Annotated in this window: 7 protein-coding genes; 4 read left to right on the top strand and 3 right to left on the bottom strand. The window is 35.7% G+C overall.

The features are described 5' to 3' along the window. The first annotated feature begins 9 nt into the window (after positions 1-9). The 4 genes from EG342_RS01740 (at position 10) to argS (ending at position 8,129) form a co-directional block, all read left to right on the top strand. On the top strand, positions 10-1,431 hold the full coding sequence (locus tag EG342_RS01740; protein WP_103291994.1) for a SusD/RagB family nutrient-binding outer membrane lipoprotein: 1,422 nt from the start codon (positions 10-12) through the stop codon (positions 1,429-1,431). Between the two features lie 361 nt (positions 1,432-1,792). After that, complete coding sequence (locus tag EG342_RS01735; protein WP_103291995.1) at positions 1,793-4,795, top strand: SusC/RagA family TonB-linked outer membrane protein; 3,003 nt, start codon at positions 1,793-1,795, stop codon at positions 4,793-4,795. A gap of 11 nt (positions 4,796-4,806) precedes the next feature. Beyond that, positions 4,807-6,231 (top strand): SusD/RagB family nutrient-binding outer membrane lipoprotein, encoded by a 1,425-nt coding sequence (locus EG342_RS01730; protein ID WP_103291996.1) that lies wholly within the window; start codon positions 4,807-4,809, stop codon positions 6,229-6,231. A gap of 137 nt (positions 6,232-6,368) precedes the next feature. Then, complete coding sequence (argS, locus tag EG342_RS01725) at positions 6,369-8,129, top strand: arginine--tRNA ligase (RefSeq protein WP_103291997.1); 1,761 nt, start codon at positions 6,369-6,371, stop codon at positions 8,127-8,129. A 99-nt stretch (positions 8,130-8,228) separates the two neighbouring features. Here the strand turns inward: argS and EG342_RS01720 are convergent, their stop codons facing one another. The 3 genes from EG342_RS01720 to EG342_RS01710 are packed head-to-tail and all read right to left on the bottom strand — an operon-like array spanning position 8,229 to position 16,523. After that, positions 8,229-9,167, bottom strand: coding sequence for a YihY/virulence factor BrkB family protein (locus tag EG342_RS01720; protein WP_103291998.1), 939 nt, complete (start codon positions 9,165-9,167; stop codon positions 8,229-8,231). Between the two features lies 1 nt (position 9,168). Continuing rightward, positions 9,169-11,496 (bottom strand): translocation and assembly module lipoprotein TamL, encoded by a 2,328-nt coding sequence (tamL, locus tag EG342_RS01715; protein ID WP_103291999.1) that lies wholly within the window; start codon positions 11,494-11,496, stop codon positions 9,169-9,171. After that, the gene (locus tag EG342_RS01710) at positions 11,496-16,523 is read right to left on the bottom strand and encodes a translocation/assembly module TamB domain-containing protein (protein WP_103292000.1); all 5,028 of its coding nucleotides are present in this window, start codon (positions 16,521-16,523) and stop codon (positions 11,496-11,498) included. Before EG342_RS01710 ends, tamL begins: the two co-directional genes overlap by 1 nt. Positions 16,524-16,605 lie beyond the last annotated feature (82 nt).

The following is a 16,605-nucleotide window of genomic DNA, read 5'->3' as shown; positions in this document are numbered from 1 at the left end:
ACTTTAAAAATGAAAAATATTATAAAAATAAGTTTGGTGTCTGCATGTATCGGGTTGGCTTTAAGTTCATGTCAAAGTGATTTAACTTCTCTGAACGAGGATCCTAAGCATCCATCAGTTCTTCCATCAGATAACTTATTAGCTACTGCATTATATCAGTCATCCTATTATATGGATAACCCTAGTGTGAATTTTAATAATTATAGATTTTTTACGCAACAATGGGCTGAAACTCAGTATCCGGATGAAACTCAATATAACCTGGTAACCCGTAACCAGCCACGTAATCATTTTAACAGAATGTATGTGTACAGTATTAATAACCTGAGACAAGCAAAAACCAATCTGAAAAATGAAGTAGAGACGGATGATATCCGTGCTAACAAAATGGCTACTTTAGAAATTGAAGAAATTTTTATCTGGGAGAATTTGGTAGACACTTTTGGTGATGTTCCTTATTCTGATGCATTTAAACCTGATGAAATTTTAACTCCTAAATATGACGATGCCAAAACAATTTATTTGGATCTGATCCGAAGAATTGATGCTGCTACGGCTACTATTAAACCTGCAGCCACTGGTTATGCTGACTTAGTGTACGGAGGTAATATGACCAAGTGGAAGAAATTCGCTAATTCTATTAAACTAAGATTAGGAATGAATTTGGCAGATGTTGATCCTGCATTAGCAAAGACAACCATTGAATCTGCAATTGCCGGCGGAGTTATTGCTTCTGATGATGATGCTTACAAATTCAAGTATGATGGAGGAACATTCTCCAATCCGGTATTTGATAATTTAGTAGCTTCTAACAGAAATGACTTTGTGCCTAGTGAACTAACTATTAAAACGATGAGTACGCTTGCAGATCCAAGAATGGATGTTTGGTTTACCAAAGTTGGAGGAGTTTATAAAGGAGGCGTTTTTGGAGAATTAAATGATCCTTATACTAATTTCTCTCAATTAAGCTCTTACTTCAGAAGTGCGACTACCGCATCAAACTTATTAAGCTATGCAGAAGTAGCATTCTTAAAAGCTGAAGCTGCAGCGAGAGGGTATTCTGCTGGAGGTACAGCAGTAGATCTTTATACAGCAGCTGTTACAGAATCAATGAGAGAAAATGGAGTAAGTGCTGCAAATACCACAACATATCTGGCAGCTAATCCAATTAACATCGCAAACTGGAAACAGTCTATCGGTACGCAAGCATGGATCGCAATGTTCAACAAAGGATTTGCCAGCTGGAACTTTACAAGACGTCTGGATTATCCGATTCTTGTGAATCCTCCAAAATCCAATTTATCTTCAGTTCCATACAGAATGCCTTATTCTGATCAGGAATATGTATTGAATGGGGCTAACGTTAAAGCGGCCGGTGATAAAATTGGCGGTGATAAAGCAACCACGAAACTTTTCTGGGACAAAAACTAGAACACACTTTAATAACATTCATATTATACCGCCCTCGGGCGGTTTTTTTATGCATTAAATCTGACCATCTTTTTTCATAAATGAGACCTATACTTTGATGGTAATATTAACTTTTTTACTAGTATTCAACTGTTTATAGCAGTTTTTTAGTCTTTTTTATAGAAAAAATATAAAAGAATCTGATTTTCTTCACTGTTGATTACTTGTGTTTTTTCTTGATATTTCAAATTTTAGTTTATTTTTTTAATTATTTGATAATATTTTACATGTTTTAATGTTTATTTTTCATTATTTATAATTTTTTCCTTTGACTTGTTAATAATGTTTAACAAATTTGTGCGGATACAAAAATTATTTTGATATGAAAAAACTAAGAACAAGTCTTCTTGTTGCCGTGTTGTCATCTTCTATTGCTGTTGCCCATGCCCAGCAAAAGAAGGATACAATCAAAACAAAGGAGATTGAGGGTGTGGTGGTGACGGCACTCGGAATTAAAAGAGAGAAAAAATCATTGGGATATGCGTCTCAGGAAATTAAAGGGAGTACCCTTTCAGAAGGAACTACAAATACAGGAAACATTGCTTCGCAATTATCGGGTAAAGTAGCAGGTCTTAATGTTACAACGAATAACAATTTTGGTGGATCGTCCAATTTATTGATTAGAGGAATAAAATCACTAAGTGGAGGCAATCCATTAATTGTTATTGATGGTTCACCTGTTAATAATACATATACACAAGCAGGGGGTATCGATTATGGAAATGCTTTGTCAGATATTAATCAAGATGATATTGAATCAATCAACGTATTAAAAGGAGCGGCAGCATCAGCTTTGTATGGTGAAAGAGGATTAAATGGTGTAATCGTCATTACGACTAAAAATGGAAAAGGTAAGGATGATGGATCATGGGGTGTTACCTTATCTTCTGCAGTACAGGTAGGTTTTGTAGATAAATCTACTTTTCCTGAATATCAGACAAGGTATGGAGCCGGATATTCTCAAGAATTTACTGCACAAGGAGCTAATGGTTTGAACGATGTTAACTTTGGTGATGATGCTTCATGGGGACCAAAATATAATAGCAGTTTGTTAGTTAATCAGTGGGATTATTATGATCCTACATCGTCTAATTATGGAAAAGCTACTCCTTGGGTTGCTGCTAAAAATGGACCTATTAAATTTTTCAATCATCCAACTACATTTACAAATAGTATAACATTAGAAAAGGGACAAAAAGGGAAAAATATAAATTTCACTTTTGATAATATGCTTGTTGATGGGCTGATGCCTAACTCTCGCATTAACAAAAATACTTTTTCTTTAAAAGTTAATTATGACTTAACCCCAAAATTACATTCCTCATTCTATTCTACCATGACTATACAAAATACTACTGGACGTAGTATAACAGGATATAATGATAATATTGTTACGGGATTCAGACAATGGTGGCAAACTAATATAGATGTAAAAGAGCAGCAAAGAGCATACTCGCAGAATATAGCAAGTCCTAATGCTGATAATTATTATGGTAATGTTTCCTGGAATAGAAAATCCGGTACTGAAGGGAATGCCGCATATTGGAATAATCCATATTTTCAGGCATATGAAAACTATACTAGTGATAGTAGATTCCGGACTTTTACATATGCTCAACTTACCTATGATCTATTAGATAATGTATCTGTTACAGGAAAGGTTTCATATGACAGATCAAATCTCTTTGCTGAAAATAGGATAGCAGTCGGATCAATTGCTCAAAGTTTCGGTTTATCAGAAAATTCAGTTGGCTCTGGTTACTCAAGACGGGATGTAACAAGGACTGAGACCAATTATGATTTAATGTTTAATTATAAATTTGATATTACCAACAATATCAATGTTTCTGGTGTTTTAGGGGGAAATGTAAGACGAAACTATGTGAATTCTATATATGCTTCCACAGAAGGAGGATTGGTTGTACCAAAAATTTATGCATTATCAAACTCTGTAAAAGGTCCATTAGCACCCGATGAAAATGAATGGACCACCCAAACTAATTCAGGTTATGTAACAGCATCATTTGATTTTTATAAAATGTTCTATTTAGACGGAACATGGAGGATTGATCAAAGTTCTACATTGCCAAGCGGAAATAACGTTTACAATTATCCATCAGTAACAGGTTCAGTTATACTCTCGGAAATTTTTAAAATAAAAAACTGGATGAACTTCTGGAAATTAAGAGCTAATTATGCCGAAGTAGGTGGTACTGCAGATCCTTATCAACTTACTAATTATTATTCATCTGCAGGAATTTTTAGTGGAGCACAAGGTGGTATAGGAATATATAACTCTCTTTTGAAGAAGGCAAATAGCGATTTGAAGCCTCAAAGATCTAAAGAATTTGAATTAGGGACCGAAGTACATTTTCTAAGAGACAGAATTACGTTAGACTTTGCTTACTATAAAACAAAGACGATCAACCAAATCATTCCACTTGCTATATCTTCAGGAACTGGATTTACATCTAAAGTTATTAACGCTGGAAGAATCGATAATACAGGTTATGAAGTACAGTTAGGCTTGGTGCCAATAAAGTCAAACGATTTTACTTGGAATATAGATGTCAATTGGTCCAAAAATACAAATAAAGTAATTGAACTTAATCCTGGTATTGATAACATTCTCTTGAATAGTTTCACAGGTGGAGTTTCTTTAAATGCTAGAGTAGGTGAGGCATGGGGAACGTTGGTAGGGAATGACTATACATATTTAAATGGGCAAAAAGTTATAAATCCAAAGACCGGAAAGTATTTACAAAACTCTAATCAGATTATCGGTAATACTACTCCAGATTGGATTGGAGGTATTAGAAACAGTATCAATTATAAAGGATTTTCTTTAAGTTTCTTAATTGATGTACGTAAGGGAGGGAATGTATTCTCTACTGACATGTATTATGGCTTGTCTTCAGGTCTTTATAAAGAAACTGCAATGGGAGATTTTAGAGATAAAAATGTTATACTTCCTGGAGTGCTTCCAAATGGAACTCCAAATAATATTCCGTTGTCGCCACTTGATAATGGAAGTAGTACTGGATATAAAACTCAGCCGCCTAGTGAATTTGTTTATGATGGCTCATTTGTGAAATTAAGAGAAGCAAGTGTCGGATATACACTTCCCAAATCTCTGTTAGCAGGAACTAAAATTTATGATGCGAAAATTTCAATCGTAGGTAGAAACTTATGGATTATTCATAAAAACCTTCCGTATGCAGACCCTGAAGCCATGATAGGAGGGGGGCTTAATTCTTATGGATGGTCTATCGGCTCGATGCCAACAACAAGAGATATCGGTGTCAATGTAACGTTTAAATTCTAAATTACTCTAAAATGAAAAATATTATAAAAATCAGTTTGGTATCTGTATGTATTGTATTAGGGGTAAGTTCGTGCCAAAGTGACTTAACTTCTCTCAATAACGATCCTAAACATCCATCCGTTCTTGCGTCTGAAAATTTGCTGGCTACAGCTTTATACCAGTCTTCATCCTATATGGATAGCCCCAGCGTAAATCTTAACAATTATAGATTTTTTACACAGCAATGGGCAGAAGTTCAATATCCGGATGAGACTCAATATAATCTAGTCACCCGCAATCAACCACGCAATCATTTTAATGGAATGTATGTTTATACTTTAAACAATATAAAACAAGCAAAGGCAAATTTACGACAGGAAGCTAATTCTAATGATGTTAAAGCTAATAAATTGGCAACTTTAGAAATCGAAGAGATTTTTGTGTGGGAAAATATAGTAAATACTTATGGAGATGTTCCTTACTCTGATGCATTGAAAGCGGACGAAATTTTTTCGCCTAAATATGATGACGCAAAAGCAATTTATGTTGATTTGATTAAGAGAATTGATAATGTAATTTTAACAGTAAAACCGGCATTTTCAGGATACAGTGTTGGGGATTTGGTATATTATGGAAATATGTCAAAATGGATAAAATTTGCTAATTCCATTAAATTAAGATTGGGGATAAATTTGGCTGATGTTGATTCGGTATTATCAAAAGCTACTGTAGAATCAGCTGTTGCTGGAGGAATTATCTCTTCTGATGACGATGCTTATAAATTTAAATATGATGGAAACACATTTATCAATCCGGTATTTGATAACCTAGTAGCTTCAAACAGAGATGATTTTGTTCCTAGTGAAATTGTGATTAATACCATGAATAATTTATCTGATCCTAGAATGGAAATGTGGTTTACTAAAGTTGGAGGAATTTATAAAGGAGGAATTTTCGGAGAGCTGAATACATACGCTAATTTTTCAAAATTAAATTCTTATTTCAGATCATCTACCACTCCATCTAATTTATTAAGTTACGCAGAAGTTGCTTTCATTAGGGCTGAAGCGGCTGCAAGAGGATATTCAGTAGGAGGTACAGCTGTAGATCTTTACACTGCGGCAGTGACAGAATCTATGAGAGAAAATGGAGTGAGTGCGGCAAATACTGCGACGTATTTGGCTTCAAATCCTTATAATGTAACAAACTGGAAACAATCTATCGGAGTGCAAGCTTGGATAGCTATGTTCAACAAGGGATTTGCAAGCTGGAATTTTACACGACGTCTGGATTATCCGATTCTTGTGAATCCTCCGAAATCTAATTTGTCTTCAGTTCCTTACAGAATGCCCTATTCTGATCAGGAATATGTGTTGAATGGAGCTAATGTTAAAGCTGCAGGAAATAAAATTGGTGGCGACAAAGCAACCACAAAACTTTTCTGGGATAAAAACTAACACACATTTTATTAACATTCATATTATACCGCCTTCGGGCGGTTTTTTTATTTCCGTATATTTGTACTTCAAAATTCTGAGATGAAACATGAAGTTAAAATATTACATCTCGGACCATTAAAATTGAATCTAAGAACATGAATATTAAAGATATTATAGAACAAAAGCTTTCAGAGGTTATTTTAAATGTCTATCAGTTAAAAGACATCAAGCTGGAAGTTCAGGAAAATAAAACGGAATTTGAAGGTGATTTTACTATCGTTACCTTTCCGTTGGTAAAACAATTAAAGAAAAACCCTGAAAGCATTGGGGTTGAGCTAGGTGAGGCTTTAACGGAGCAAACAGAATTGTTCGAGAGCTTTAACGTAGTAAAAGGGTTTCTTAATGTGAAAGTTAAAAACCAGTTGTTCATCGATAACTTCAGATCGGTAAGCGATAATTTTTCGACGATAGAAAAGAAAAATGCAACTGTAATGGTTGAATATTCATCCCCAAATACCAATAAACCTCTGCACCTGGGGCATATAAGAAATAACCTGTTAGGATTTTCTGTGGCTCAGATTTTAAAGGAGGCAGGATATGATGTGATCAAAACACAGATTATCAACGACAGAGGGATTCATATCTGTAAATCGATGTTGGCGTGGGAGAAATTCGGAAATGGAGAAACTCCTGAAACAACGAATACCAAAGGCGACAAATTTGTTGGAAACTACTACGTAGAATTCGATAAAAACTATAAAAAAGAAATCGCTGACCTTGTAGCACAAGGAGTAGGGGAAGAGCAGGCTAAAAAAGATGCTCCGATGATCAAAGAAGCCCAACAAATGCTTGTGGACTGGGAAAACGGAGACGATAAAGTAAGAGCACTTTGGGCTGAAATGAATTCTTGGGTATACAAAGGATTCAACGAAACCTATAAAAGATTAGGCGTAGATTTTGACCAGGTTCAATACGAAAGTAATACCTATATTTTAGGAAAAGACCTTATTCAGGCAGGCCTGGATAAAGGAGTTCTATATCAAAAAGAAGATGGTTCCGTTTGGTGCGATTTGACAGATGAAGGGCTGGATCAGAAATTATTATTACGTTCAGACGGTACTTCAGTCTATATGACTCAGGACTTGGGTACAGCAGTAGAGCGTTTTAAACAAGGTAATATCCAGAAGCTGATCTACACCGTAGGAAACGAGCAGGATTATCACTTCCAGGTTTTATTTAAAATATTAAAGAAACTGGGCTATGAGTGGGCAGATCAGTTATTTCACCTTTCATACGGAATGGTAGAACTTCCTGAAGGTAAAATGAAATCCCGTGAAGGAACTGTTGTAGATGCTGATGATCTGATGCAGGAAATGTATGCTACTGCAAAATCAAAAGCTCAGGAACTTGGGAAACTGGAAACGTTGTCTGAAGAAGATAAAGAAGCATCATACGAAACCGTAGGATTGGGAGCCTTGAAATATTTCATGCTAAAAGTGGACCCAAAGAAAAAAATGCTTTTCAACCCTGCAGAAAGTATTGATTTCAACGGAAATACAGGACCGTTTATTCAGTATACCTATGCCCGTATTCAGTCATTGTTAGCTAAGGCAGGTTATGCACAACAAGAAACTGCAGATATTGTCTTAAACCAATTTGAAAAAGAATTGATTATGCAATTGGCTAATTTTAAAACGGTAGTTGCCAAATCAGCAGAAACATTAAGTCCTGCGCTGGTAGCCAACTATATATATGACCTTGTAAAATCATACAACTCATTCTATCAGAATAATCCAATTCTGAATCAGGATGATGAAAATGTAAAACAATTCCGTTTAAATTTATCGGATGTCACTGCGAAGACCATTAAGAAGTCTTTAGAGCTTCTGGGAATCGGAACAGTAAACAGAATGTAAAAAACAGACCTCCTGAACTTTCAGGAGGTTTTTTATTTTTGTGAAAAGTAAATATATAATTCCGGTTAATCGAATCAGAAAAATCTAGCACCCGAGCTTTTATCCCTTTTCATTCTCACCATGCATTTGTTTCAGACTGTCAGCATACAGCTTGGCTGCATTCCATCTTGCATGTTTGGAAAGAACTACAGGATATCCTTTTTTATAGGTATAAACCTTGGTGAATTTTGCTCCAAAAAATATCAGCATACAGGAATAATTAATCCACATCATAATCAGAATAACCGTCCCGGCAGCTCCAAAAGTGGAGGTTGGTTTCATCTGGCTGAAATATAAGCTTAGCAAAAATTTTCCTAATGTAAATAACACGGTTGTAAGGAAAGCACCTCTCCAAACCGATTTCCAGGTGATCTGAACATCCGGAAGAACTTTAAACATTAAAGCAAATAAAAGCATAACAAGTCCAAAGCCTATTGAAAAGTTGACTAATTCTACCAGCATATAGGTTTCAAAACCGAAATATTGGGTAATGATGGTATTAAAAAGGCTGATTAATGAAGAAAGAATCATGGTAATCATCAATAAAAAGCCGAGAATAAGAATCATACCCAGAGAATTGGCTCTATCCAGTAAAAATTTTAATAATGCTTTCTTCGGAGCAGATTCCACATCCCAAAGTGAATTTAATGTATGCTGAAGCTGAAAGAATAGGGTTGTAGAACCGAAAACCAATGCGCCTACTCCTACGGCTTTCATAAAAATATTCTTTTTATCAATGAGTGCTCCGGCGAGCATGCCTTCAATACTTTTAGCAACATCCGGTCCCATAATCCCGCTGATCTGAGTGCTGATCTGTCCCCGGATAGCCTCTTCACCAAAAAAATTACCCAATACCCAAATAATAATGATCAATAATCCCGGAATTGAAAAGATCGCATAATAGGCAAGACTTGCCGAATCTTTTGATGCGGAAGAACTATTCCATTCTGTAAAGGTGTCTTTTAAAACTTCCCAGAAAAATTGAGCATTTTTGATCATATTAAAAAGGATATCCGATGGCAATATTTAAAATAAGATTATCTTTTCTCCAGCTAGGATCTCCGAAATTAATTTTATCGAAAGTCCATCTGTCCCCTTTTTCATAATAAGGAACTCTCAAAGGCATGGCTAAATCCAGCCTTAAAATCAGGATAGAGAAATCAAGTCTCAGACCAACTCCGGCACCCACGGCAATTTCGTTTAAAAAATCTTTTGAAAATGCAGCGCCCGGTCTGTCCTTATCGCTGTTGATTAACCAAATATTTCCGGCATCAACAAAGGCGGCAACATTTAAAAATTTATAGAGGTTGGCTCGGTACTCTGCATTTAATTCCAGCTTAATATCTCCGGACTGATCAAAAAAGCCTCCCTCCGGTAATGTTCTGGGGTCAAAGCTTCCCGGTCCCAATGTTCTTGCACGGAATGCACGGATACTGTTGCTACCTCCTGAGAAAAATTGTTTAGAGAAAGGGATATATTCTGAGTTTCCATAAGGGTAAGCAATTCCTGCAATTAGCCTTGTGGCAAGAGACGTTTTCTCCGTAAATTTATGATAGAATCTTAAGTCATTTTCAATTTTGGCGTATTGACTAAAGGGAATTCCGAAGATTTCTTTTTCCTTGCCTTTTTTGGCATTGGCACCTGTAACAAGCCCTGTAATATTTCCTGCAAGATCCAAAGTTCCTTTATAATAGAAGGTATTTTTTCTCGGAAGCATGGTATTGGTATAAGTATAAGAGTAGGTAGGCCCGAAAATAAGCTGCTCTTGCACAACTCTTTGCATGGCTGCGTTATTGGCGGAGATCGAATCATATAATTTGGTGACCTTAGCGGGCGAAACCAACGTAATATCGATTACTTTCAATTCATGTTCTTTTCTTATATTTTCTTTCCACACATATCCGAATGAGCCGGTAAAATTATTAAGAGTATAATATTGAGTACGGTTCTGGAATTCATATCCCAATGTAATATTGGTTCTTGGTACAAAAGCACTCGAAGAATTAAAACGGAATGGTGCCACAATTCTCGGAATGGAAAGCTGTACATTCGTCCCCGCCCGGAAAATGTTGTTGGCATCTTTGGGTCCTCCCATCTGAAAATCAAAAGCTCCGTAAATTGCTGCTTTAAATTGTTCTGCTCCTCTGAAGAAGTTTCTGTGCGTCCAGTTCAGATTGAGCTCTCCACCTCCATAGTTGGCAGAGTTTGTTCTTCCTAAAGCCTCTAACCGTAGTGACTGGATTTGTCTTGGAGTCAATAAATAATAGGTGTCAAATTTATGATGTAAAGAATCTGAGGTTACAAACTCATTTTTCACAAACTTGAAAACACCAAGACTGATTAATCTATTTAAGGTTAAATTATGATTGGAACGGTTGTAAAGATCTCCCTTTTTAAAATATAAAGCTCTGTCAAAGATTTTTGGTTTGAATTTATGCTGCGGATCAATCACATAAATGTCGTCAAAGGCATATTTTGAAAGAGAATCTTTATTCATCGGAATGCTGTACTTCCCATCTTTTACATCCTGAATATTATAATTAGGAAATACAATAACATTATCAATGCTAAATTGTTGAGTCGCCAGATCAGGAGTATTATCTTTAAGTTTTACGTTAAGCTCAACCTTATGATTTTTGTTTACCGTACTGTCTGCCTGTACAATAATATTATCAGGGTGGAAATAATAGAATCCCCTTTCTTTTAATCCATTATCAATTCTCTCTCTTTCAGTTTTAATGACATCCAGATCAAAAGGCTTTCCATTTTTTAACAATGTTTTTCCTGTTAAATTCTGAATTTCCTGATTAACCAAAGTAGAATCTTTCTGAAATTTAACACCATCGATCAGGTACCTGGCTCCGGGTCTTACCGTATAAATAACTTTGGCTCTCTTATTTTTTGAAACGGTGTCATAGGTTGCTTTTGCATTGAAATATCCTTTGTTTTCAGAATAATTCTCAATAATATCTTTATTGAATTCACGATCTACGTCGCCCAGCAGAACCGGCTTTTCACCTACTTTATATTTGAGCCAATAATTAAAACCTTTATCTTTCTTAGGCTCTTTAGCGATATTGTAGAAATATAATTTGGGACGCAACCCCAAAAATGTAGAATTTGGCTTAGGTCTCAAATTGTCTTCCAGGGCAGACTGAAGGTCTTTTTTCTCCTGTTTTGAAATTGTATCGTTTGCAATTTTTACTTCAGCACCTGTGTACAGCATCTGACCTTCTTTCAAAAATCGGGTATTGCTGCAGGAAATTATTGTAGATACCAATCCGGAAGCCAACAGATATTTACAATATGTATGGAACTTGTTATTCATTATTTAAATTCTACCACTTGGTTATTTTGATTCTTTTTGGTTTTCTTCTCTTTTGATTTTTGGAAAATCTCCCGGAATTTATCGTAATCCAACGTGATGATAAATCCAAGTCCGGTTTCTATGATTTGTCCTTGAAGTGCCACCTGATATTCATCTTTACGGTAAGCACGTAACATATACCGTCCGTCTTTAGAAAGGCTATAATCTACGGAAACATTACCTGCTATATTAGTCATACTTTCATTTTGACGGGCTTGTCCTTCCAATCCGAAATTACTTCCTACGGTTACCTTTAATCGGTCATTGAGTAATTTTTTACTGATATCCACATTAAGGTCGGTTCTGGTATTTTTTTGTCCGGTTGAATAATCTTCTGAAGAATCAAGTCCAAAGTTAAGATCAACTCCTTTAATTAAATCTGCTGCCAGATTATTTAATTGTTGAGAAAGTATTTTACTCACACTTTGTCTTGCCATGGTTTCAGCAGACATTCCGGCACCACTTTCAAATGGATTTTCTCCGATGAAACGATTCAGAAGCAACAGAGCAAAAACCTGTTTATTCATTTCAGACTCCTGAGTTCTGAGCTGAGCTAGTTTTTGATCAATAACATCCTTTACATTGCTCGATATAGAGTTGTTCTTTTCTTCAGTAGTAATGTCAAAACTAAGCTGAGGTTTTAACAGTTCTCCTTTCATTTTTAATAAGGTGTTGAAAGGCACTCTCTGCTTATACTGATTCATTTCCGATGCACTGCGGCCAGTGATTTGCTGTTCCACAAGATCAATTGGCGGAGCTTCAGTTTTATATACAGCGGTAATATTCATCTGGGCCATTGTTGGTTCTCCTGTCCAGGTAATCGTACTTCCTTTCTGAATATCAAACTTACGCTTCAGGAAACTTACTGTTAGGTCATAACTTCCTTTATTTACTTCATAAACGCCTACCAAGGTTGTTTTTCCGGAAGGATCAATTCCTCCGGTTAATTCAGCTTCCCCCTGTAACTGTACAAAATCACCATTGGCCTTATCGATAACTACCGAAAGTTTTGCCTCTTTGTTTACCTCAATATTGACACTTACGTCCATTCCTTTGATACGGCTTTGGGCATTAAGAGAATCTGTTTTGATGGTTTTATTTAAAACCACCTGATCCTGGTCCACAAATTCTACAATACCATCTCTTTCCTGTAGTGACGGATTAGATTGAGGAAGTACAAAAGTGAAATCAGTATCTTCTGAAACACTCAATCTGCCATCTACTTTTGGTAGATCCAGATTTCCACGGATATGAAGTCCGGCATCAATGGCAAGAACACCATACATCATGGCATCGTTCGATTTTTGGGAGTTGACCACCTTGAAATCTTTAGCATTTACATTAAGGTTAAATGCAAAATCTCTGTAAGTCTGTGTAAGAACCTGTCCGTCAACAATCAATGAATTTCCGTCCTTATCGTTGATTTTAAACTTATTGAATTCAATCCCACGGCTGGTGAAATCAATTTCATCGTTGAGCTTTCTGAAATCACTGCCGGTTTTTGCAATTTCCAGACCTGCATCATTCAGTTTTACTTTTCCTAAAATATTCGGTTTATCTGTACTGCCGGTCACTTTTAAATTTCCTGAAAGATAACCTTCGGTATTCGTAATGGCATTCATTGAAAAGCCCTGAAGCGTTTTCATCTGAAGCTTATTGATGGCCATATTCAGATCAAATGAGCTTGAAGACGTATTGTAATCTCCAAGAATTTTCACATCATTATTATTTCCGGAAAGGGCGATATCGGCATTTAAAACATTCGGTGAAGCGTTATTTACTTTTACGGCAAGATTTCCTACAGGACTTCCATATACAATCAAATCGGAAATATTTAAATCAGAATTAAAAGTCATTTTTTTTGTCACATCCCTTAATTGAGCCGTTCCGTTGATGGTTCCTCTTGCCAGTACCGTATCCTTTTTAATCAGTTCTGTAATGGTTTCAATTTTAAAATCTTTCAACGAAACATTTAAAGGACTGCTTGGGCTATTCGTTTCAGACTGAAGTGAAATCTGGCTGTTTCCATTTGACAAAATAAAATTGTCTGCCAGAATTCCTTTGCTGCTGATCTGGATTTTATTGTTTTCGGCAACATTCCAGTCGGTGTAATTCAGTTTTAAACCGTTTGGATTTAAAGATATTTCAGTAATGTCATTCAATGATTTTGCATTTCCTGCAATGAGGAACTGGGTGGCGTCTTTGTTATCCTTTGTAGTGACATTGTAGTTGATGGTATTGTTGGCAACATCTCCGCCAATATTAATTTTATTTAATGAAAAGCTGGAACTTTTTAAAGCGGCAACATTAAGATTATACTGTAAAGCCTGGTTTTCATTGGTGACTTTTAAAGTCCCTTTTTCAATGGAATTTTCACCATACAATAAACGCGGAATCTGCCCGTCAAGCTCAATTTTCTGCGAATCGGCATCATAGTTTCCTGTTATATTGATGGTTTCAAAATCTTTCAGATCAGGTACGAATTTTCTGATTAAATCATCATTTTTGACCTTTGCGGTAAAGGCAAAGTGTTGTCCCGGATCAATTTTTTGCTTTTTGTCAGGCTTCTGAAACTGATAATACTGATTGATGGTCTGCGTTAACGCACCAAAAATCTGGGTTAGTTTATATTTACCTTTCAGCTCAACATCTGCAACTTGTGAGTTGAAAAGAATTTGTGTAGAGTCTTTGGTTGAAGAAGCTTTCAGATTAACTTCCTGTACAGGATATACCTCTTTGGTATCAGAAAAAGCAAAGTCTTTAAGGTTAAGATATCCGTTCAGGTTGTTCGGATCTAAACTTGTGAAATCACCATCTATTTTTCCTGCAATAATCATAGGTTTTTCGTAGAAACCAAGTTTATTGACATCCAGTTTGATGACTTCTCCATTTACTTTTACGGTAGGATTTTTTTCGTCATAAATCCCTGAAGCAGTCAATTGTAAATTGGCATTAGGATCTTTTGAATCTAAAATAACATGATAAGCTCCTTTATTGATTTTACCCGTTAAATTCATATTCTGATAACGATACCCTTTGTAGACTGCAGAGGCAACATGTCCTTTCAGATCTGCATTGGCATTTTTAAAATCAAAACTTTCTCCTTTTGCATTAATTTGTGCAGTGACCGGCCCTATATCTTTATTTTGAATGATTTTTCCAACCTGTATTCCCTGAAGATTGGCTTTTACATCATATAATTCGTGATTTTTTCTACGCATATCGACATTGGCAACAATAGCCGCATTTCCAAGGGTAGAGTAGAGGTTAAGATCCGTGGTAACCATTTTAGTTGTTCCCTTTGCATTCCCTTTTATACTGAAGTTCGATGGAAGGGAAATATTGGAAGGAATGGTATTTTTCGGAACAAGATTGAAAATCGTTTTGGCATTGGAAGAAAGTTCGCCGATTCTCAGATCATAATACAACTGATCAGGATTCATTGCATTTTTGATTTTTCCTGATGCTTCCACCCTTAATTGATCCAATCCAGAAACCTTAAGATCCCGAATCAGAAGATCATTTACACTTCCTTTTACATTGGCGTTTACGTTTAAGATTGTGTTTGGATATTTGTTGAATGGAACCGTATTTTTTAATGTAGGAACCAGGTTTAAAATATCAGAAAAACCTATTCTGGAATCTTTGATATTGGCTGAAATTTTTACAGCGCCCAGATTGGAAGTAAGTTCATCTATTGAATTGTAATTCAGGATAACCTCATTACGTAACAACGTTTTTGGAGTTTGCAGATACAAATCTTTCAGATAAGCCTCTTTTTCAGCATACACAAAATCTGTATTGAACTTTTGAATATCAAGCCCTCTTGATTCCTTTATTTCTGCAGAGTTTACCGTTCCGGCAAAGGTGTTGTTTTCCATTTTGAAACTTCTGACCTCAACATTCATTTTTGAAAAATTCATGTGATTGAAGTCCATTCCCTGTTTTGTAGGAGCAATGGCGGTATTGTTGTAGGTTGCTTTTACATCATTCAAAACTAATTTTCCTAAAAGAAGATGCATTGCTTTATCCTGATCTGAAGCTTTTGAAACTTCCGGTTCTGCGGATTTTTTTGGATTGGCATTTTGGGCAGGAAGATAAAGATTGGCATTAATATCTGCCCCAGAAAGAAATACATTGGCTACGTTGTAAGAATTGTTTTCAAGGTCAAGCTTATTAACTTTCGTACTTAATTCTTTAAATAAAACTTTTGCAAATGTTTTGGTATTTTCATCACCGTAGTCAATGTCAAAATTGGTAAGTTTGATGCCTCTCAAACCAATATTCATCGGTTGCTTTTTATTCAGAGAGTCTACTTTTTTCTCAACTTTTTTGGTTACTTCTTCTACAATATCCTGCTTCAGTTTTAATTTCAATCCGTCCAGATTAATATCATTAACGGCGTAAGTGTTTTTACTGAGATCAAACTTTTTAACCCGGGTATCAAATGATTTAAAGTATAGATTGATATCGTTTTTAGATTGCTGATCATTAAAAGTTACCCCGATATCTTTTAAATTAATTTTATCAAGAGAAATGATAAACGGCTTGGAAGAACTCTCTTCTTTATCGTTAGTGGCAAAAGCATCAATAATATAATCAAAATTGAATTTTCCATCTGCTTTTCTGACCACATTGGCACGGGCACCCTGCATCTCTACGGAAGTGATGTCTGCTGTAGAATTGATGAGCTTCAACATATGGAGACCAACATCCAGCTTTTTGACTGCCAGAAGTGTATCAACATCTTGTCCTTTGAGGTAAAGATTCTCCATGACAAGACTGTTCGGAAATCCTATATAGACCCTTTCGAGGCTTACTTTAGTTTTGATTTTTTTCTCAAGATAAACAACAAGCTTGTCCTTAATAAAGTTTTGAACAGCCGGAAGTCTTAAACTTAAGATCAGTAGGGTAAGTAAAACCACTATTGAAATAAAGGTTATTACAATACGCCTTAAGAGTTTTGTGGTGTTGATTTTCAGTTTCAAATTCGGTGTGGTTTCTAACAAAGATAATAATACTAAATTATTTACACTTTGTTGTGGTACCCTTTACGAATGCAAAAATCCT

It is taken from the genome of Chryseobacterium lactis (genome assembly GCF_003815875.1).
GTDB classification, from domain to species: Bacteria; Bacteroidota; Bacteroidia; order Flavobacteriales; family Weeksellaceae; genus Chryseobacterium; species Chryseobacterium lactis.
The sequence above is the reverse complement of the archived record's forward strand: the minus strand, read 5'-3'. Positions and strand labels throughout refer to the sequence as shown.

What these genes read in the sequence shown, in the direction of transcription:
- EG342_RS01735 (WP_103291995.1), top strand. Translation starts at nt 1,793, where the DNA reads ATGAAAAAACTAAGAACAAGTCTTCTTGTTGCCGTGTTGTCATCTTCT.
- argS (WP_103291997.1), top strand. Translation starts at nt 6,369, where the DNA reads ATGAATATTAAAGATATTATAGAACAAAAGCTTTCAGAGGTTATTTTA.
- EG342_RS01740 (WP_103291994.1), top strand. Translation starts at nt 10, where the DNA reads ATGAAAAATATTATAAAAATAAGTTTGGTGTCTGCATGTATCGGGTTG.
- tamL (WP_103291999.1), bottom strand. Translation starts at nt 11,496, where the DNA reads ATGAATAACAAGTTCCATACATATTGTAAATATCTGTTGGCTTCCGGA.
- EG342_RS01730 (WP_103291996.1), top strand. Translation starts at nt 4,807, where the DNA reads ATGAAAAATATTATAAAAATCAGTTTGGTATCTGTATGTATTGTATTA.
- EG342_RS01720 (WP_103291998.1), bottom strand. Translation starts at nt 9,167, where the DNA reads ATGATCAAAAATGCTCAATTTTTCTGGGAAGTTTTAAAAGACACCTTT.